Here is a 19,825-nt window from a genome sequence, read left to right as displayed (position 1 = left end):
CGCCCTCAAAGGCAAAAGTGACAGTTTTCTCGGGTTAGACCGTACATGCCGGCACGACTCGCCAGGTGCTTATTGCCTTCTCTTAGCCCCATTTTATAGCCATCTAACAATCGGTCTTGACGCATGGTGAGGCGATTCACTTGAAACGTCTCATCAGGTGCGATGACTCTAATCTGCGTGCCTTTCGGTGGATTGCGGATAAAGTCGAGCGAGCGGTTGTAGTTCTCTGCTCTCACGGCCATCGCGTTGGCGATGGCGGGATATTTGGCCAGCAATCGCCTCATTAGCCAAGGATGTTTTGCTTTTGGCATTCGATAGCTCAGCGGGTGTGACAGAATCACAGTGATCTCTCTGGCGCCGCGTCGGTGCGCCTCTGCGACAGGGATCGAATCGGACACGCCGCCGTCTGTGTAGCAATTGCCAGAAAAGCAGGGCGTATGTTTGTACGCAATAGGCAGAGCGCAGGTCGCCTCAATCACTTGCTCTAAGTTATGCGGTTTGACCTGATAATAGTCCGCTTCTCCGGTATCAATATTGGTCGCGGCTGCAATCAGCGGCATGTTACCAAACATCATGGTTTCATTGATCGGATAACGACGGTTTGATTCGCGGATAAGCCAGCCGACATCGACCAAATTTCCCCCCTTTAAAAAGCGTCTCGGATCGTAAAAGCGACGGTCGGTGGCGAGTTGGGTGATGACATTAAAGCTGCGCTCGGGCTGTTTAGACAAGTAACCGATGAGATTGGTGGAGCCAGCCGACACACCAAGCGTAAAGTCGTAAGGGTAGTAGTCTTGGTGGATAAACGTATCCAATACGCCTGCGGCGAAGATTCCGCGCATCGCGCCGCCTTCCACAACCAGTGCTTTCATGCTTTCTCTCAACTCATTTCATTCAACAGGTCTTACCAGATTACGTAAATGGGTCGGTGTTGGTAAATCGTTTATGCAAATTGCTGGGATAGGTCAAATCGAACAACTGGATCAATTGTTTTAAACTATTAAATCAATAGATTTAAGCGGATTTACCGATTTACTCTGTGGCGATACATTAAACCTATCACGACAACGCACCGTAAGAAAAAGGGCGTAAGTCATTCTCAAACACTTCAGTTTTTTAATTACTTAAGTGGTTAGACACGTTGTTTTAGAGGGCAAAACTATGACATCACAAATTAATCTTATTGGTCTAGATAAAGACAAAGCACAGCAACTCGCCGTTGAGCTCAACGATCTTCTTGCACACTATCAAGTGCTTTACATGAATACCCGTGGTTACCACTGGAACATCAAAGGCCAGCAATTTTTTGAGCTGCATGTGAAATTCGAAGAGATCTACACTGATCTGCAAACCAAAATCGATGAATTGGCAGAGCGAATCTTGACGTTAGGTTTCACGCCAGACCACAGCTTCACCCAATACCTTGAAGGCAGTACGATTCAAGAGCACAAAAACGCGACACAAGGGAGCGAGTGTATCAAAGGTTTGGTTGACGGCTTCAGTGTGCTCCTGAGTAAACAACGCACGATCCTAGAGCAATCGGGTGACGCTGCGGATGAGGGCACGGCGGCACTGATGGGAGATTACATCCGTGAACAAGAGAAACTGCTATGGATGCTAAACGCGTATTTGCAATAATGGCACGGCTTTTACCCACCTATTTATGGGGCGCCGAGAAAAAACACTGAGGATATAACCAGTAAAATTTGACGGTTGATGATCATCGACTATACTGTATGTATAAACAGTCAAGGAGGTGGAATATGATATGGGAAACCATTGAACGCGTTAACCGCCTACGTCAAAAGGCGTTGTCAGACCCGGAGTTCATTCAATCAGCGAAGGAGCATGAGCAAGCCATTCGTCATCAAGATGAAAGCTATGAAGCTCGCGCCAAACGGAGCAAAAAATTGAAAGATAGAACTCTGGCCGATATTTACAAGCAAGTCGACTTTGCACCGGATCCCGAAGGTCGGCAACATTAAAGCCTTGCTCCAATCGTCATTTTTCTGTTTAACCTAACTCTAAGCAGCCCACTCGGGCTGCTTTTTCGTTCAGGCTTTTTCGTTGAGGTAAGATGGGTGGCAAAAAAAGAAGGTCGCATCACGCGACCCGATCACAGGAAGTCAACAATGTCAGTCGACAAAGCATATCAACATGGAGTTTTCTCATCCCTAGACAACTTACATCTAAAGTTTAGTTGAAGATGTGGGAATGAACAGAGTGTGAATTGAATTAATGCTAAGTGGAAAACGAGAGCAGCGTCGCGGCTCAGCGTAAACAGAGCGGGTGGTTATGGGTGCGGCAAGGTCTCATAAATCAAGGGTAAAGGTTCCTATTTATCTGCCGATAACTATACTAGTTAGAGTGGGTTAAGGCCGAAATAGGAGCCAGCCATGAACGACATGGAACAAAAAAGACAATACTATCGCTTAAAATATCCTCGCCGAGCGAGACCAAGTGTGCGCTTTTCTGATGAGCGTTTTCACGTCACTGAGGTCTCGGAAGGGGGGATTCGTGTCGTGATGAATAATTTTACCTCGGTATATAAGGGACTATCGCTTGCCGGTATTCTGGATCTACACTGCGACAACCAAGTAGCCATTGAGGGAGCCGTGCTGCGTATTGATGGTGGAGAGGTCGTCCTTAAACTGAAAAAAGGGCCGACATTTAAACATATGGTGCAAGAGCAGCGTCACATCAAAAATACCTATCCTACCTATTTTGAGCGTTTAAAAACCATCGAAGCGGCGTGATGGTTTCACGCCTTACTCAGCGTGTCGCCACCCTGTTAAAGCGTCGTTATTTCGTTAGGTGATGGCTATACACCCCACGCGTTCGCTGCTAATGTCTAGCCACGAGAACGCAAAACCTTTGGAGTGCGACATTGCACGGATTGCCTCAAGATCCCCATTCTCTTTTTGATGTGCCTCACGAGCGCCGAACGCGCACCTCTGATGTCATCCTCGCGTTAGCAGAACAAGCCAGTCAATCGACCATTACCTTGCGTAGCTTGACGCAACGCTTTGGCGATCGCACCTTCGGCTTGTTTTTGGTGCTGATGGCCATTTTTAGCATCGTGCCGTTTGTCTCTCTGTTTGCAGGGCTCACCATCATCGTTTTGGGCTTACAGATGGTGGCAGGGCGACGTCGTGCTTGGCTTCCAGATTGGATTCTTGATCGTGCGATGCCCGCCGCTGCGGTCAAAAAAGCACTGTTAACCTTTGAGCCTAAAGTGCGAGCGATAGAGCGCTACATCCGCCCACGATGGCGATTTACCGAAGCGCCCATTGTCGATCGATTGAACGGCAGTATTGTGGCTGTATTAGGAGTGATTATTGCGATCCCGGTACCCTTGGCGAATTTGGCGCCTGCCCTGGTGGTGATCTTTATGGGGCTGGGTTTGCTTGAGCGTGATGGCTTAGTGCAAATGGTTGCCTTACTTCTCGGGCTACTGGCGATGACGACCATGGGGTATTGGCTATTTATTCATTAACGCCAGAATGAGAGAAACGCATCACACGAATCTATTGACACTGTTTGATAATCAAACTAAATTAACAGTCAAATAGTTTGAAGGTCAAAGTAATATGCGGTCATCATCTTGCCAATCTCACGGTTTTTCCAGCCACAATCATCAAGGGGAAACCCGCACTTTCTATGTCTTACTGCTGACGGTCGTCACCATGGTGGTGGAAATCGTTGCAGGGACAGTCTATGGCTCGATGGCTTTGCTGGCGGACGGATGGCACATGGGTACTCATGCCGCCGCATTTTGCATCACGCTATTTGCCTATCGCTATGCGAAAAGGCATGCCAATAGTGGTCGTTTCTCGTTTGGTACCGGTAAGGTCGGCGTGCTCGGTGGTTACACTAGCGCCATTGCTCTGGGCATTGTTGCGCTACTGATGGTAGTGGAATCGGTTCATCGTTTGATCAATCCTCAACCGATTCAGTTTAATGAGGCAATCTTGGTCGCGGTAATAGGTTTAGTGGTCAATCTTGCCAGTATGGTGTTGTTGGGCGATCATCATCACGACCATCACGACCATCACGACCATCACGACCATCACGACCATCACGACCATCACGACCATCATCATGACCACAATTTGCGCGCCGCCTACTTACACGTGTTGACCGACGCCTTGACCTCTATTCTTGCCATTGTGGCGCTGCTGTTTGGTAAATTCTATGGTTGGCATTGGCTTGATGCCTTGATGGGTATCGTCGGAGCCTTGGTGATCACCAAATGGACGCTCTCCTTGATTCATCAAACTAGCCCAATCTTACTTGATGGAAGCATCGATGATCACTACCTGGATGAGGTGGAGTCAGAGCTGGTGCGTCACGGTGAAGTGGTGGACTTACATGTTTGGAAAATCAGTGGCCATCATCACAGTGCCGCGATCACACTCAGGGTCTCTAACGGGCAGACGGCTGAAGAGATCAAGCAGCATTTAGAGAAGTTTGATAAGATTCATCACCTAACGTTAGAAGTACAGTATGAGCCGCAATGAACACGTTATCGCAACTCAATCACGCACTGACTGAATTTTATGACAAACTGTCATCTTGGGAGCAGTCGGTCGTCAAAGAGACGGGGTATAGCTTAGCCCAAGTGCATACCATTGAAACCTTGGGGGTTAATGGGCCCTTGCGCATGAAAGAACTGGCGCAAAAACTTGGAATCACAACGGGGACGCTAACCGTGCAAATCGATAAGTTGGTCAACGCAGATCTGATTGAGCGATGCCCGCACCCTGACGACCGCCGAGCGATTGTGGTTCGTTTGACCGAGCAAGGGCAAGAGATTCATCAGCGCCACAATCAGCTTCATCTTGAATTGGTGAACGAATTGACTCAAGGACTCGAGGCCCAACAAATTGAGACGTTGCTTCAGTGCGTTAATGCGATGAATGATCAGTTTTGAACGCTGAGCGACGGTGAAGATTGCGCCATAAGCCTCGTCCTATAGAAGGTTTCTATGTAGTGGTCAACTAAAATTGGCCACTTCGGGAATCGGCTTGGGTGCCTCTTCGAGGTCGGTTTTATCGCTGCACACAGTGCCCTATCGGAATCCGGGTTTGCTGGCAGCCGTTAATTTTGGTGATGGTTTGCACTGGAACCGCATCCCATTAGGTTTTGCTATCAAGAGGCTCGGAGGCTAGGGCCATATTCCCATCCAAACAGCGGATAAAGACAGTCGGCGCGAACGGCGTTGTCAAATAAGCCGTTTTTGATCATCAAGAGAAAAATCAGTTCAATGTTGGTGGAACCGCGATTAAGCAGGTTGAGTGATTTAGGCAGCAAACGCTCAAGCATGAACTTAACCTGTTTATAGCCGCCGATTTGACCATTGTGAAGGAACATCCAATGATCGACGATAAAAGGATGACAATTGGGTCAAAAAATGATCCCAGAGTATCGTGACTCTGGACTCATTTTTAAGTCTACGGTTGTGTAACCAGACTAAACTTTGAAGTTGCCCACGAGATCGTTAACGTGCTCTCCGGAAACAGCCAATGAAGAACTTATTTTCTCAGCACGTTGTAAATCAGCACTTAGCTCTTCAACGATGTGCTGAATCGCGACGAGGTTTTGATTAATATCTTCCGCAACGGCGCTTTGCTCCTCAGCGGCGGCGGCGGTTTGTATCCCCATATCATGAATCGTGCGGACTGACGTTTCAATGCCACCCAAGCGTTGCTGGATTACAGAAGAATCTTGTACCGTTTTTTCTCCACGTTGCTGGCTGGCGGACATTGTTGAGACCGCTTTTTTAACGCCATTTTGTAGCGCTCTGAGCATCTCATTAATCTCTTCTGTACTCGATTGCGTTCGACTCGCCAATGAACGGACTTCGTCTGCCACGACAGCAAAACCACGACCTTGTTCGCCTGCTCGCGCCGCTTCGATAGCTGCGTTCAGTGCCAACAAGTTGGTTTGTTCTGCGATGCCGCCAATCACTTCTATCACACTGGTGATTTGATGGGTTTGATCGCTCAAAGACTCAATGGCATCAGAGGCAATATTCACCTCAGCAACTAATTCGTTGATGCTCCTCATCGCTTCAGCCACCTCTTGCTGGGCATCTTGAATTTGTTGATTTGCTTCGTTTATCGAGTCAGAGGTAAGGTTAGTGTTGTTCGCGACTTCACGAGAGGTCGCGGCCATTTCCGTTACTGCCGTGACGACTTTTTCCGTTTCTTGACTGTGATGTTGCATTGTTTGGCTCGACTTTGAGGTATGAGCATCTAAATCGTGGGCTGCTTGCATCACGGAAACAGAACTGTTTTGAATATCTTTAATTAATGGCTGCATTTTATCCATAAAGGTGTTGAACGCTTGACCTAGCTGAGCAACCTCATCGTGTCCTTTCGTTTCCAAACGACGGGTTAAATCACCACCCCCCTGTGCTACGTCATGAAGTCGTTGAGCCATATTGGTCAGTGGTAACAAGCTTTTGCTTACAACCAAACTGATAATAATAATAGTGATAATAAGACCTAACACTGAAACCATAACGGCAAAGCCGATATCCGACATTATGTTTGCTTCACGTTCGACACGATATTGAGCCACGAGCTGATCGACGTCGTCGATATAAATCCCTGTACCCAATACCCAGTCCCATTTGGGTAGGTGCTCCGCGTAACCTAATTTTGGTGCTTGTGCATCAATGGATGGCTTATGCCAAGAGAAGTAAAGAAAGCCGTCACCTTTTTGAGATGCGTCGATAAGTCCAGCAATGACGGGGACGCCATTATCATCTTTTAAATCATAGAGATTCTTGCCTTCTAACGATGGCTTGATGGCGTGCATCGTGTTAACGCCTTGGGAGTTGTAGGCGAAGAAGTAACCATCATCCGCAAAACGCATACTTTCAAGAATGTGTTTTGCTTGCGGAATATTTTCACCATTTTTATCACTCTCATAGAGAGATTGAATTGCCGTGCGCCCCATCAATAGATACGCTTTTAGCTCATCTTGACGAGACTCAATGAGTTCCTGACGATACAGTTTGGATTGCTCCTCAAGATCTCGGACGCCATTCCAATAGAAGATCCCAGTTACTAAAACGGTAATCAGTACGAGGGGAATAATAGTAATTGACAGCAATTTCCCGCGACTTTTTAAATGCATAACCATGCTCCACATTATTTTTTGATGCTGGCTTGAGATGTAGGGGGGAACCAGCGTTATTGTTGTAATTCGTTTGTTAATGTAGCGATTATTTTTCTGATGGTATATGAGAGAGTAAGCAAAGCTTTGCAGGGCTCACAAACCGCTATCCGGATCGGGCAATTGCAACGTATTGAGTATCTCCTCATAGCGTCCGGAGCGATGCAGTTGCTCAAGCCCTTGATTGAACTTTTCAACTATGAGCCTGCTTTGGGGATGCCGTTTTGAAATCATCAGGTGGTAACGACGCTCTTCAGTCGGAAAACGAGATTTGGAAATTCGAGTCATTTCTTCACCATCGAGCAGGGCCTGCATGAAGTAGCGACCCACGTGCTCTTCTAAAGAGATCACTTCGATGCGTCTATACAGTAGCCGTCTGAATAAATCTTCGTAGGTGCCCACTCGCTCGATGGTTAGACGCTGCTCTGCCTCCATTTTCTCTAATAACGGATAGCTAACATGCATCGGTGCCCCAAGGATCGTACCTTCCAACGCTTCCATATTGGGATAGCTTTCTTGGTAACCGTCGAGAAAATAGAGGTAGTCATGGCTCTCAATGATTGGGTCACTGAAGACAAAGTCATCATCACGCTGAAGTGTCCAAATCCAAGGAAATGTGCCTATCCATATGTTGTTCATTACTTGAGTTTGTTTGTAGGCTCTCGGCCACGGGAAAAAGGCGAACGTCACCTCTATATCTACTTGCGCAAAGGCTTCTGTGACGATTTGACTGGCGATACCGTGATGTTGAAGAGACTCTGAGGTATAAGGCGGAAACTCACCAATGGCGAGGGCAACTTCTCGTATCGAGTCGTGCGCGTAGACAGAAGGAGTGAGCAGCAACCCACATAGCCAAACCCATTGCCAACCTCTCAACATGGTTTCCCTCCGTGACGTGTTGTCCTCTGCCCACAGAGCGGAATATAAGTGGGACTAGGTTCATATCAATAAGCGTAGAGCAATACTACGCTTTGCATATGATACGTCAATAATGAGGAGCGAAAAGTGGTAATGAGAGTTGACCGTAAAGCGGGAAAATAAAACGAGCTAGCCAAAAGAGGGCTAGCTCGTTGACCTGTGGATAGTACAACGCACAGTATCGTCAAATGGCTAGTTGTCTTTGGTTGTCTACCAAGACGATGCAACCATAGCATAAAAGATATAATAATACATGTGACATTTTTTCTCTGAATGTGACAAGTCAGGAGCGACGAAGTGTTTGATCGGCTTCAATATCCTGAATGAACCCTAAACGAAGCCGCCTTTTCACGCTGTCATCAAACTGGGTGTGGATCCAAGTCGTAACGAGTTCCGCTGCTTTGACTCTGTCGGTCGTTAATGCACCAAGAGCGAGTATGTTGGTATCGTTATGCTCACGGGACTGCTTGACCGTGTAGCCATCACTGCCCAAGACTGCGCGAATACCATTGACCTTGTTCGCGCAAATAGACATGCCCACTCCCGTACCACAGATGAGAATGCCAAAACGAGCGTCACCTTGCGTTACATACTGGCATGCTTCAACGGCATAAAAAGCCGAATGGGTGATTTCCTTAGTATCGCTGCCAAGATCAATGACTTCATGACCTAATTGAGAGAGATGCGCGACGAGATGACGTTTTAAATCGACCCCATTGTGATCGTTGGCGATGACCAGTTTCATGCTTGCTCCTGCGTTAATACGTTGTCGAGACAGTGCTTGGCGAAGCGCGGCAGTATACTCGTCGCTAGCGGTGTTTGACAGGTCTTGGTTTGCAGGTCACTGCAGAGTTTATCGCCCAGTTGTGTGTTTAAGTCTGCGATCATGTCGTTCATGATAGCGGCAGAAAACTCAGGATGAAATTGTACGCCCCAGGTGTTGTCGCCCACGCGAAAAGCATGGTGAGGATCCATTTTGCTGGCGGCAAGTCGGTGAGCACCAACAGGCAGTGTGAGCACCGATTGGTAGTGGATGGCTTGAGCAGGAAAGGTATCCGGTAGGGAAGAAAAGATTGGATCGTGCTCTGGGTGTTTAGATATTTCCACCGTGCCTAGCTCCAATCCTTGGGGATTAACATCCACCTTGCCACCCAGAGCATGGGCGATCAGCTGATGGCCAAAACAGATACCGAGCATCGGTATGTGCTGCTGATGCAGCGCTCGAATATGCTGACTCAGTGATGTCATCCATGCCGTCTGCTCGGTCACCATCGACAACGATCCCATAATGATCATACCCGCTAATTCATCATAAGGTGGAAAGAGGCCGTGGATACCATCATGAAAGCGAATGGGCAGGGGTGTGGTTCCAATCGCCTCTTGAGCCCAAAGTTCAAAATCACCATATTTTTCGAGCTGATTTTGGGGCGCAGAACCGACGTTGACGATAAGCAGTGATTTCATAGTGGTGGACTCTCTTCCTTGGTCATGGATGTAATCTAGAGAATTTACTGGTTAGACGCAATGTCTTGCTGGTGACTACTGAAACCACTGGCGCAGCTTACCAACCCGTTGAATGATCAAAGCGTCTATGGCCAACACAACCAAGATGGTCATCCCGCCGAGCGGAAAGAGTAGCCCAATGATGAACAGTGTCACTAGCCCAACCTTCCAAACTCGATCACTTTGAAAGGTTGGTGGTACACCTAATCGAGCGCGTTGAGGGCGGCGTATCCACCACATCATCGTGCCTGAAACACAGAGAAACAGCGTAATAAGGCAAAACAAAACATTGAATACCTTGTTCCACAACCCGACATCGCCTTGATGAAGTGACACACTAGCTGCCATCCATTTGGCAAATATGGTGTAGTCTTGCCACGTTACATCGAGAACGGGCGTCCCGGAGTATTGATCGAGATGGAGTGTCCGGTCTTGGCGAGGGTCAAAATTGTCGCCATTCATCGAATTGGCAGCAATCGTGTAAACGCCTTTTTCACTAAGTGGCAGATAAACATGGTAGCGAGTAAAGCCGAGTTGATGTGCCTGCTCGACCACCTCGTCGAGCGTAATACTACCAAGATGAGAGTGTGTCGCCGCTGGCATCTGGGTGGTCATATTGGTGTGATCGTGGGTTGGACCCTCCTCAGATTGAGGAAGTGGGGTTTGTTCAAGATTCCACGGCATCTGTTTGTGGCCAGTTGGGTTTAAGTCTTGATGCGTAAGCTGAGAATTCGGCTTTTCTCCCCATGTGTAGTAGGTGGGAAAGGTGTTCCAAGCTTGCGTTAATTTGGCGCCCCAAATCCCAGTCCAGGCGAGACCTGAAATTAAGAAAAACAGCAACACAAGTGACAACACACCGCCCAAGTTGGCATGTAAGTCACGTAACAAGACTCGACGGCCTTGACCCAAGCGAAGCGTTAGAAAACCGGCTCGTCTTGCATGATCATTTGGCCACCACAAGGCCACGCCCGTCACAACCAATAAGATGCCTAAGCTAGCAGCGATCTCTAGCAGTCGATCGCCGACGTCACCGATCAGCAGGTTTGCATGTATGCGGTTTGCCCATTGGTACACGCTCCGGTTGCGTTCAATCGTACCTTGCAGTGTGCCTGAGTATGGATTCACTGCGACTATTAATGAGCGACCATCTTGTGTTTCAAGCGAATAACGATTGACGGTATCGTCGCTGCGAGCAGGCGAGAATTGGGTGATGGTTGCATCAGGAAAAGCGGCGTTGACGCTGGCCATCTGCTGGGTGAGAGAGGTGGTGTGATGTTCCGGTACAACGGCTAATATTGACTCGTACCTCGCGAATTCGATCTCCTCATCAAACAGCATAATGAGACCGGTGAGCGAGAGTATGATCAAAAATGGGATGACAAAAAGCCCGGCATAAAAATGCCAACGCCAAGTCATAAAGTAGCGTGATTTAATGTGATGAGATTGAGCGCTCTTCGCTTCTAACGAGCTTGACGACATAGCGATTTCCTTTTGGCTGCTTTATTCACAGCGACGACATTGGTGATGGTGGCGTGTACTTGTGTTATATCGGTCTATTGTTTTTATATTGATATTGTTGGCGTATTTAGCACGCGACACACATTGGCGTATGAGCGATAGGATCCGGTAAGACGTGTGCGTTGAGTGAAAATACGTTTTTGAGTAACTCAGGGGTGAAGATATCCTTCGGTGAACCTTGAGAGACGACCTCACCTCGGTGCATCACCACTAAATGGTCGCAGTAGCGGCATGCTTGATTTAGATCGTGCAGCACCACAACCACTGTTTTCCCTTGGTTGTTCATCTCTCTCATCAGCTTCATTAGCTCAATCTGATGGGATAAATCTAAGTAAGTCGTCGGCTCATCCAACATCACGACATCGGTGTCTTGGGCAAGGATCATAGCGATCCAGACACGTTGTCGTTGTCCTCCTGATAAGCTTGAAAGAGGCACAGGCGCGAGGTCTGAAATGCCGGTCTGCTCCATTGCGCGCTGAACCAGCGCTTTATCATGGGCATTGAGTCTGCCCCAATGTGAAAGGTAGGGGGAGCGGCCATATTCAACCAGTCGTTGAACGCTTATCCCTTCGGGACTTTGGAGAGTTTGCGGCAGTAGTGAGAGCCGCTGTGCCAGAGACTTTTCCCCAAACGATGATAAAGTGGTTCCGTCCAGTAATATCTCACCGTGCATGGGTTTGTGTATGCGCGCCAGTGCTTTTAACAGCGTGGATTTTCCACAACCGTTTGGACCAATTAGGGCAGTGATGCGTCCTTTGGGGATCGAAAGGTTCAGATTGTTGATTATCGTGGTGTCGCCGTATCCGACGCTCAGGTTGTGTACTGTAATCATTACCAGCCCTTGTAACGTTGCAACAAATAAATGAAATAAGGCGCACCAATCAAAGAGGTTAAGACACCTGCGGGTAGCTCTATCGGTGGCTGCAGACCGCGGGCCAGTGTGTCAGAGGCAAGAACAAGTGTGCCGCCAATGAGTGCTGCGCCGGGAATCAAGGCTTTATGCTGATGACCAAACAGCATTTTCGCAAGGTGGGGTGCCAACAAGCCGACAAAACTGATGGTACCGCAGATGGATACGCTAAGACTTGCCAAAACGACAGCGCAGAGCAGTGCTCTCCACTGCAGTTTGGTGGGAGTGACACCGAGAGAGGTGGCACTGTCGTCGCCTAAACCGAGAATATCGAGTCGCCAAGCGAGCCAAAATGCATAGGGGACCAACACCACTAATGTGAACCAAATAGTGGGAACGTGTGTCCAGTTCCGACCCCACAAGCTGCCGGTAAGCCAAACCATAGCAGTATTGATTTCCATTGGATGTACCACCATCAAAAAGTCGATCAAGCTGGCAAGGAAAGCGCTGATCGACACGCCAATAAGGGCTAATTTTGTTGGTGTGGGTTGAGTGGTTGTGTTGATGATGTAGATGATTGCCGCAGCGCTTATGCCACCAAACAGTGCAGATAAAGATAACAAGTGATTAGGCGCCTGAGGAAAAAATACCATCAATGCGGTCGCTGCGAGCCCCGCTCCGGCACTGATGCCCATGAGGTCAGGAGAAGCTAATGGATTACGAATGATCCCTTGAACCAAGACACCCGACAACCCCAAGCCCGCGCCGACACCGATCGCTAAAATGACACGAGGCAATCGATATTGGTTAACGACAAAGTCGTACTCTCCCCCGTAGATCAGAGTGTGCGCCACTTGAACAGCGGATAAATGCGTTGCGCCGGCAATTAGGCTGACAGCGATCAAGCTAATCAAGATGGCAGAGAGAGTAAAAAATACAAGTCTGTTCATGAGTCTGAGTGACGAATAGCGAGGTAGATAAAGCAGGGTGTACCAATCAGTGCTGTGATAGCGCCAACGGGCGTTTCTGCGGGAAAAGCGATAGAGCGTGACAAAGCATCTGCCCATGTGACTAGCGCTGCGCCGAGCAGTGCGCAAGCGGGCACTAACACGACGTAGTTACTGCCGACTAAGCGTTTTGCTATGTGTGGAATCAGCAAGCCAACAAATCCAATCGGCCCTGCGACGGCAACACTTGATGCGGTGAGCAATAGGATAGCGATACTCGTGATGGCTTGGGTCCTAGGGATGTGGATACCGAGACTGATCGCTGACTCGTTACCTAGGGCAATAAGGTTTAAGTGACGACTCACCGTTACGGCCATCGTGAGCCCAACTAAGCTGATTGGCCATAGAGTATGCCATTCCTTCCAACCCAAAGAGGAGATGGAACCCGCAAGCCAAGTGATGATCGTATAAGCGTTATCGTCGACAAGTATCACAGAAGCACGCGTGAGACCTATCAGCAAGGCATTAAGCGCAATACCTGCAAGCACCAGTTTTAGGGGATTGGAGCGAGAGCTAAACACGCCACCTAACAACATGGCGGTTGCACCGCTTAGCATACCGCCGATACCTGCTAGCACAATACTGGGAAATTCAGACAGTATAGGTAGGTTGAGGGCACCAAGTGCCATGACGCAAGCCGCACCAGAGTTAATCCCTAGTACAGAAGGAGAGGCGAGTCGATTTCGCGTTATTCCTTGCATCAGCAGTCCAGCAACAGCGAGGTTTGCGCCGATCACCATGCCAGATAAGACGCGAGGGATGCGTATTGTTCGAATGATTTGTTGCTCAATACTCGGTGATGGGCTGGTGCTCATGGAATACCAAAGGTCAATCACGCTGAGAGGGAAACTAGACCACGCGATGACAGAGTAGCTCACTCCACTCAACAAGGTGAGCGAAAAACACAGCCAAACCAACTGCTTAGAAGTCAACATGGGGAGTGACTCCATTCTATTGACGATTGTACGAAGCGCGGAAGTGTAACCGTTATGATAATTACAATCAATTTCATCATTAGATAAATAAAAAATAGTTATAAAAGCTGTATTTTGAGTTGAAATGCTAATGATAATAATTACCATGCGCATATCTTGCCGGCTGACGAGCCAGTCGAGCACGATCACGACAACAAAAAGCGCATAAGCGCGTACATGTAAGGTTTTTATCTCATCTATGAAATTTGCTGCAAATACTATCACTCAATGCTTGGCCCTCTCGCTAGGCGTTACCTCGGTTGCGATGGCACAAGACCGCTCTAGCGACGAGACAGCTGAACTCGACACTATGGTCATCGTCGGTCAACAAAATTCGTATCTCGACCCTAGCGTCAACACCGCGACCAAAACCGATGTGGATCCGTTGGAAACGCCGCATACGGTTAACATCATCAACCAACAATTTCTTCAAGATATCCGCGCCAATACGCTGGATGATGCCTATGGCTATACCACAGGGTTAAGCCGCTCTGGGGTAGACGCAGATAGCTTTACACTCCGAGGTATGCCCGCAGATTTAAATACCATTCAAGTGAATGGCCTGCCTGGATTAGCGTCTCGTTTCGGCTCTCCTACAACGGCGAACGTTGAGCGTGTTGAAATCCTCAAAGGCCCCGCTTCGATACTTTATGGGCAAATACAGCCGGGTGGGCTGGTCAACATCATTACTAAGAAACCGCAAGAGGTTGCTTCCGTTACGTACGACGTATCTGCAAGTAGTTACCTCACAGAGGTCAGTGGCGTTGGCGAGAATAATGGATTTACCGGTACGCTCGATTCGACAGGGCCACTTAACAGCAGCAAAACATGGTTGTATCGAATGATTGTGAGTGGTGAGCAGTCCGACTCGTATCGTCAAGACGTCGATCAGACCAACTATTATCTGTTCCCCAGTTTAACCTATCAACCGTCAACGGCCACAGCGCTCACCTTTGGCTTAGAGCTTCAGTCTGAGCAGCGTGTGGCAGACAACGGACTGGCTGTCCTCAATAACGACATCAAACAGATTGCTTCGCTGGATACCCATTATCAATCAGCGGATGACACAGACGAAGATAAGGGACTTGTGGCGTTCGCCACTTTTAATACCGCATTGACTCGCGCCTTTGATCTTACCCTTGACTGGCGCAGTGTGTGGCATGAAGACTCACGTCATCTCTACGAGACACGTGATGTAAAAGACACGTCACAGTCGGTTACCGTGAGAGATAGAGATCAAGTCAATAAGCGTGAATATCATTTTATTGATGCGAGGAGCACAGGCAGTATTTGGCTTGGCGATATTGAGCATCAACTGCTGATTGGTACCAATATCGGCTTAGAAAAGCGCGATTTTTTGCGTGAAACCTACGCGACGAGCAGTGTAGACTTTTTCGATCCCATCGATATCACAGAGCGTGATGAGAGTGCGTATAACGTGGATCATCGCATTACCGACTACACCAACTACGGTGCTTATCTTCAAGATACTGTCTACCTTACTCCCGACTGGACGCTGATGGCGGGCGTGCGCTACATGCGCCAAGACGTAGACTTCGATTACATCAGTAAGTCAACTCAAGATACTCAATCCACGGATGCATGGGTGTCGCAAGCTGGCGTTGTTTATAAGCTAGCGGCTCGATCATCGCTATACGCGAGTTATGGAGAGAGCTTTAATCCCAATAGTGTTGAAAAGAAAAGCGCCAGTGATGAGGCGTTTGATCCTGAAGAGGGGCGTCAATACGAAATTGGTCTCAAAACCGACTTGATGGGATTGGGCAGCCAATGGACGCTGGCCTATTTTGACATTGAAAAATCGAACGTGGTTGAGAAAAACGACAACGGCGATTATGAATTGCTTGGTGAAGTACGTAGTACAGGGATTGAGACGGAACTGCTAATGCAGCCCGTGGACAACTGGCAAGTCAAGCTTGGTTATGCCTATGTTGATTCAAGAATTGCAGCGAATGCTGATGAGACGATAGAAGGGAATCGCACGCCGATGTCGGCCTACCACGACGCCTATGTTTGGACTAAATATAACTTCCCTTATCAGATTGCGGGCGGTGTCGTGGGAACCACACTCGGCGCGAATTATGAAGGTGCGCGATACACTAGCGAAGATCCGAGCTCGAGAGTGGCGTTGCCTGCTTATGTCACCGTGGATCTCGGTGTTCAATATGAGATGACGGATTACCGAGTATCGCTCAATCTCGCCAACGTATTTGATGAAACGTACTACGTTGGAGGCACGGACAGCCATCGTATTTACGCAGGTGATCCTCGCGAAGTGACACTGAGCTTAACGGGTCAATTCTGATGCGATTGGCCAATATAATGGGTGTGTTGTTTGTACTGTGTGTGAGCACAGTACAAGCAAATGTCAGAGGCACCAATGCAGCGGCGTACCCGCAGCGGATTGTTGTATTGGAGTATTCTTTTGTGGATGCACTGGCGGTGGTGGGAATATCCCCCGTTGGGATTGCCGATGATCATGATCCAGAGCGAATTATTCCTCAAGTGAGAGAACGTATTCAGCCTTGGACATCGGTTGGAATACGGTCTCAACCCAATCTAGAGGTGATTGCCCAATTGAAACCGGATTTGATCATCGCGGATGCGCACCGTCACCGAGTCAGTTTAGATGATCTCAATGCCATCGCGCCAACCTTACTGTTAAAAAGTCGCGGTGAAAGTTACCAAGATAGTTTGAACTCGGCGTTGACCATTGGGCAGGCTGTTGGTAAAGCATCGGAGATGCAAGCAAGGCTCGCTCAACATCGCGCGTTCATTGAGGCCCATCGAGGGCGTTTTCAAGGGCAAGGTAACGTACAGTTCGCTAACGTGAATGATCGAGGGATGTGGTTACATGGCCCTCAGTCCTACACCGGTAGCTTGTTGTCTGAGCTCGGGTTACAACCCGCAATGCCTGAACTGACCGAGAGCCATCTCGTCGAGGCAAATTTTGAGTTGTTGTTGAAAGTCAATCCAGATTGGTTGTTTTTCAGTAAACGCTCGACAACAACGCTACTTGACCAATGGCAAGATAATCCGCTCTTTAGGTTGTTGAATATTAGCGGTAATCAGCAGGCTATCGAGGTTTCTCCGCAGGTGTGGTCGCTTAATCGAGGCATCTTAGCAGCTGAAGCTATCGTCCGTGATCTTGAGAAAGCGATGGCAAAATCACCACAGGATTGAGCCTCGGTGTAGGTTGATTGAGTGTCAGCGATGTGACTCAGTGTCTGTCAACAACAGCCTTCACTATTGGCGAGCACTACGGCATCAGGGCGTCGCGGTTGAGATGCACCTTTTTGAGCGCGGAGGGCATGGTTTTGGACTGCGTGGAGCAAAAGAGCAATCGGTCTCTTGCTAGCCAACGTTGCTGCACAACTACAACTGGTTGTTACAGCACGGCAAGTAAGTCTTCGCCGCTCATCACCAGTGTAGGTTAAGGTTCCTTGTCTTGATGTTTGACTCATTGGCTGAAACAATGGTTTGCATAACAAACAGCGCATGCGTCTACAAAGCCGCTTTGCGCGCGTCAAGGAGTGAATAGTGAAGTATGACGTTGCTATCGTCGGGGCAGGTTCTATGGGCATGGCCGCTGGTTATTTTCTGGCGAAAAAAGGACAGAAAGTCATTTTGTTGGATGCCGGGGATCCTCCCCACCACAATGCCAGCCATCATGGTGAAACCCGAATTATTCGCCACGCGTATGGTGAAGGAGAGGCTTATGTGCCTCTCGCGCTTAGAGCGCAAGACTTGTGGCAGGAGTTGGAGCAAGAATCCAACCAGTCGTTATTTCTTAACACCGGCGTTCTGAATATGGGAGAGCGGGACTCTCCATTTATTCAAACCCTTATTGCCAGTGCCGTTAAGTACCAGTTACCTCTCGATATTCTTGATGCCTCGCAAGTAAGTGAACGCTTCCCCGGCATTACCTTACCAGACAACTATATCGGCTGTTTCGAATCCACATCGGGCGTATTGCGCTGTGAAGCGTGTATTCGCGCCTATCGGACCCTAGCCATTGGGCACGGTGCTGAGCTACTGACTTACCACGGCGTTGATAGTATAGACATCCATGAGTCAGGCGTAACACTCACTTCTGGAGAGACAGTGATCTCTGCTGACCGGTTGATTGTTTCAGCAGGCGCTTGGTCAGCAGAGATACTTCGTCAACTCAATTTGACCTTGCCGATGCAACCGACCAGAAAAACCTTCGCTTGGTTTGAAGCTGAGGAGACAAAGTATGGACAAGATCATTTTCCAGCGTTTTCTTTTGATTCACCAGAAGGCATCTATTACGGTTTCCCGAGTATTGACCAAGCGGGCCTCAAAGTTGGACGTCATGATGGTGGGCAAGCGCAAGATCCTAACTTGGACATAGAGCCTTATGACAGTGTGCATGATAGCCATGATTTGGAGCGTTTCTTAGCCGCAGTGATGCCAGATGTTGGCAATTTAATGTACGGAAAAACATGTATGTACAGTATGACAGAAGATGAGAATTTCATCATCGACAGGCACCCTCAGCATTCTCATGTACTGATTGCGGCGGGCTTTTCTGGTCACGGGTTCAAATTTGCGAGCGTGATAGGGGAGATGTTAAGTGAGCTTGCCTACAATGGGCAGACGCAATACGACATTTCAATGTTTTCACTTGAACGATTCTCGGCGTAGAAACGCATCAGATATCTATCCGCTGCGATGCGGAGCATCACGCTCACCGCGGCAATGGCTCGGGTGAGCGGTGGTGTTTATGGGATCAACACAAACTTACCAAAATGTCGTTTGCGTAAGAACTCCGTCTGTGCGTTGGCAATTTCTTTAAGCGGAAACGTCTTCGCGACTAAAGGTTGAATTTCATTTCGCTCAATGTAACCAATTAAGTTTGCGAAGACAGGTTCATCCCATGCTGTCGTGCCTATTAGTGTGATGTCCTTGAGGTAGAGCTTACGTAAATCTATGTTGACGATAGGTCCTGCGATTGCGCCTGAGGTAGCGATTCTGCCGCCACGTTTGAGCAGCGCTAAATGTTGACCAAATTTGTCGCCGGCGACGTTATCAATCACAACATCAACGCTGTTTTCACCAAGAATGCTTGGTAAGTCTGCGTTTCGGTCGTAGACCTGAGAAACCTTCAGTGCCCGGATGGCAGAATGATTAGCTTTTGAAGCGACCGCGATGACTTTAGCACCACGACGTACTGCTAATTGAACAGCGGCTGAACCTACGCCACCAGAGGCTCCTATTACAAGCACGGTATCAGAGCGCGAAACTTGTGCACGATGCAGCATATTCTCCGCAGTACCATAGGCGCAGGGAATGCTTGCCAGTTCGACGTCACTCCAACTGGATTGAACGGTAAAGACTTCAGTGGCGGGTACTTTGACGTACTGAGCGAAAGCACCATCAAAATCCGAGGCCATCCAGATGTTGTCTAGGCTGTCAAAACCGTGTTTTCGGATGCAGGGACGAACCAAAACGCGTTGGTTGAGCAGTGATTGATTCGTTACATCGAAGGCGTCGACTACAATCCCACATGCATCCGTCCCTTGGATTAATGGAAAAGGTGTGGCGTCGCTCCAACCTCCATCAGACAGTGAGCTAAACTGCTTCTGGTTCGCCATGTCGTCCGTTGAGCCAGTCACGTCTTGTGAATACCAACCCATACGTGTGTTGATTTCTGTGTTGTTTACGCCGGCGGCAAGCACTTTGACCAGTACCTCGCCGGGTTGAAGTGTCGGCATCGGTACATCTTTGTACTCCAATTTGTCCAAACCACCTTGAGCGGTAGTGACGATGGCTTTCATGGTTTTCTCTGGCTCCATAGGTCGCTCCCCTGTTTTTTCTTGCAATGCGAT

At 48.5% G+C, this 19,825-nt stretch carries 20 protein-coding genes; 9 read left to right on the top strand and 11 right to left on the bottom strand.

Translation table 11 applies throughout. The annotated features are described in order from the left end of the window. Positions 1-5: 5 nt before the first annotated feature. The gene (locus AC6R1O_RS02510) at positions 6-872 is read right to left on the bottom strand and encodes a patatin-like phospholipase family protein (protein WP_500630432.1); all 867 of its coding nucleotides are present in this window, start codon (positions 870-872) and stop codon (positions 6-8) included. A gap of 289 nt (positions 873-1,161) precedes the next feature. Here AC6R1O_RS02510 and AC6R1O_RS02505 point away from each other — a divergent pair, with 289 nt between their 5' ends. From AC6R1O_RS02505 to AC6R1O_RS02480, 6 genes are all read left to right on the top strand, one after another. After that, the gene (locus AC6R1O_RS02505; RefSeq protein WP_500630433.1) at positions 1,162-1,638 is read left to right on the top strand and encodes a Dps family protein; all 477 of its coding nucleotides are present in this window, start codon (positions 1,162-1,164) and stop codon (positions 1,636-1,638) included. Between the two features lie 125 nt (positions 1,639-1,763). Next, positions 1,764-1,985 carry a hypothetical protein gene (locus AC6R1O_RS02500; protein ID WP_334552389.1) on the top strand — a complete coding sequence of 74 codons (222 nt, stop codon included), beginning with the start codon at positions 1,764-1,766 and terminating at the stop codon, positions 1,983-1,985. Positions 1,986-2,396: 411 nt separating this feature from the next. Next, entirely contained in the window at positions 2,397-2,756 is a 360-nt protein-coding gene (locus AC6R1O_RS02495; RefSeq protein WP_487901231.1) for a PilZ domain-containing protein, read from the top strand. A gap of 131 nt (positions 2,757-2,887) precedes the next feature. Continuing rightward, positions 2,888-3,496, top strand: a complete 609-nt coding sequence (locus AC6R1O_RS02490) for an exopolysaccharide biosynthesis protein (protein WP_500630434.1) — start codon at positions 2,888-2,890, stop codon at positions 3,494-3,496. A gap of 94 nt (positions 3,497-3,590) precedes the next feature. Further along, positions 3,591-4,520: a CDF family Co(II)/Ni(II) efflux transporter DmeF gene (gene dmeF, locus AC6R1O_RS02485; RefSeq protein WP_500656444.1), complete on the top strand. Its 930-nt coding sequence runs from the start codon at positions 3,591-3,593 to the stop codon at positions 4,518-4,520. Continuing rightward, positions 4,517-4,933: a MarR family winged helix-turn-helix transcriptional regulator gene (locus AC6R1O_RS02480; protein WP_500629752.1), complete on the top strand. Its 417-nt coding sequence runs from the start codon at positions 4,517-4,519 to the stop codon at positions 4,931-4,933. Before dmeF ends, AC6R1O_RS02480 begins: the two co-directional genes overlap by 4 nt. Before the next feature lie 218 nt (positions 4,934-5,151). Here the strand turns inward: AC6R1O_RS02480 and AC6R1O_RS02475 are convergent, their stop codons facing one another. From AC6R1O_RS02475 to AC6R1O_RS02435, 9 genes are all read right to left on the bottom strand, one after another. Beyond that, positions 5,152-5,373 (bottom strand): hypothetical protein, encoded by a 222-nt coding sequence (locus tag AC6R1O_RS02475; protein ID WP_500633291.1) that lies wholly within the window; start codon positions 5,371-5,373, stop codon positions 5,152-5,154. Positions 5,374-5,472: 99 nt separating this feature from the next. Beyond that, positions 5,473-7,146 carry a methyl-accepting chemotaxis protein gene (locus AC6R1O_RS02470; RefSeq protein ID WP_500629750.1) on the bottom strand — a complete coding sequence of 558 codons (1,674 nt, stop codon included), beginning with the start codon at positions 7,144-7,146 and terminating at the stop codon, positions 5,473-5,475. A 135-nt stretch (positions 7,147-7,281) separates the two neighbouring features. Then, positions 7,282-8,064: a substrate-binding periplasmic protein gene (locus tag AC6R1O_RS02465; RefSeq protein WP_500629749.1), complete on the bottom strand. Its 783-nt coding sequence runs from the start codon at positions 8,062-8,064 to the stop codon at positions 7,282-7,284. A 322-nt stretch (positions 8,065-8,386) separates the two neighbouring features. After that, positions 8,387-8,848 carry an RpiB/LacA/LacB family sugar-phosphate isomerase gene (locus AC6R1O_RS02460; protein WP_500656443.1) on the bottom strand — a complete coding sequence of 154 codons (462 nt, stop codon included), beginning with the start codon at positions 8,846-8,848 and terminating at the stop codon, positions 8,387-8,389. After that, positions 8,845-9,567, bottom strand: coding sequence for a glutamine amidotransferase (locus AC6R1O_RS02455; protein ID WP_500629747.1), 723 nt, complete (start codon positions 9,565-9,567; stop codon positions 8,845-8,847). The genes AC6R1O_RS02460 and AC6R1O_RS02455 overlap by 4 nt, the downstream gene beginning before the upstream one ends. Positions 9,568-9,642: 75 nt before the next feature. After that, positions 9,643-11,085: a PepSY-associated TM helix domain-containing protein gene (locus AC6R1O_RS02450; protein ID WP_500630439.1), complete on the bottom strand. Its 1,443-nt coding sequence runs from the start codon at positions 11,083-11,085 to the stop codon at positions 9,643-9,645. A gap of 106 nt (positions 11,086-11,191) precedes the next feature. After that, positions 11,192-11,956: a Fe(3+) dicitrate ABC transporter ATP-binding protein FecE gene (fecE, locus tag AC6R1O_RS02445; RefSeq protein WP_500633292.1), complete on the bottom strand. Its 765-nt coding sequence runs from the start codon at positions 11,954-11,956 to the stop codon at positions 11,192-11,194. Then, positions 11,956-12,924, bottom strand: coding sequence for an iron chelate uptake ABC transporter family permease subunit (locus tag AC6R1O_RS02440; protein WP_500633293.1), 969 nt, complete (start codon positions 12,922-12,924; stop codon positions 11,956-11,958). Before AC6R1O_RS02440 ends, fecE begins: the two co-directional genes overlap by 1 nt. Further along, positions 12,921-13,916, bottom strand: a complete 996-nt coding sequence (locus AC6R1O_RS02435) for a FecCD family ABC transporter permease (protein WP_500633294.1) — start codon at positions 13,914-13,916, stop codon at positions 12,921-12,923. The genes AC6R1O_RS02440 and AC6R1O_RS02435 overlap by 4 nt, the downstream gene beginning before the upstream one ends. Before the next feature lie 238 nt (positions 13,917-14,154). Here AC6R1O_RS02435 and AC6R1O_RS02430 point away from each other — a divergent pair, with 238 nt between their 5' ends. The 3 genes from AC6R1O_RS02430 (at position 14,155) to solA (ending at position 18,641) form a co-directional block, all read left to right on the top strand. Beyond that, the gene (locus AC6R1O_RS02430) at positions 14,155-16,278 is read left to right on the top strand and encodes a TonB-dependent siderophore receptor (protein WP_500633295.1); all 2,124 of its coding nucleotides are present in this window, start codon (positions 14,155-14,157) and stop codon (positions 16,276-16,278) included. 41 nt (positions 16,279-16,319) lie between these two features. Continuing rightward, on the top strand, positions 16,320-17,156 hold the full coding sequence (locus AC6R1O_RS02425) for a Fe(3+) dicitrate ABC transporter substrate-binding protein (protein WP_500633296.1): 837 nt from the start codon (positions 16,320-16,322) through the stop codon (positions 17,154-17,156). A 357-nt stretch (positions 17,157-17,513) separates the two neighbouring features. Beyond that, positions 17,514-18,641, top strand: a complete 1,128-nt coding sequence (solA, locus tag AC6R1O_RS02420) for an N-methyl-L-tryptophan oxidase (protein WP_500633297.1) — start codon at positions 17,514-17,516, stop codon at positions 18,639-18,641. 77 nt (positions 18,642-18,718) lie between these two features. Here the strand turns inward: solA and AC6R1O_RS02415 are convergent, their stop codons facing one another. Next, entirely contained in the window at positions 18,719-19,792 is a 1,074-nt protein-coding gene (locus tag AC6R1O_RS02415; RefSeq protein ID WP_500630446.1) for an alcohol dehydrogenase family protein, read from the bottom strand. Positions 19,793-19,825 lie beyond the last annotated feature (33 nt).

Source organism: Vibrio sp. R11-SG3-ISO3-SZ, assembly GCF_059834345.1.
The sequence above is the reverse complement of the archived record's forward strand: the minus strand, read 5'-3'. Positions and strand labels throughout refer to the sequence as shown.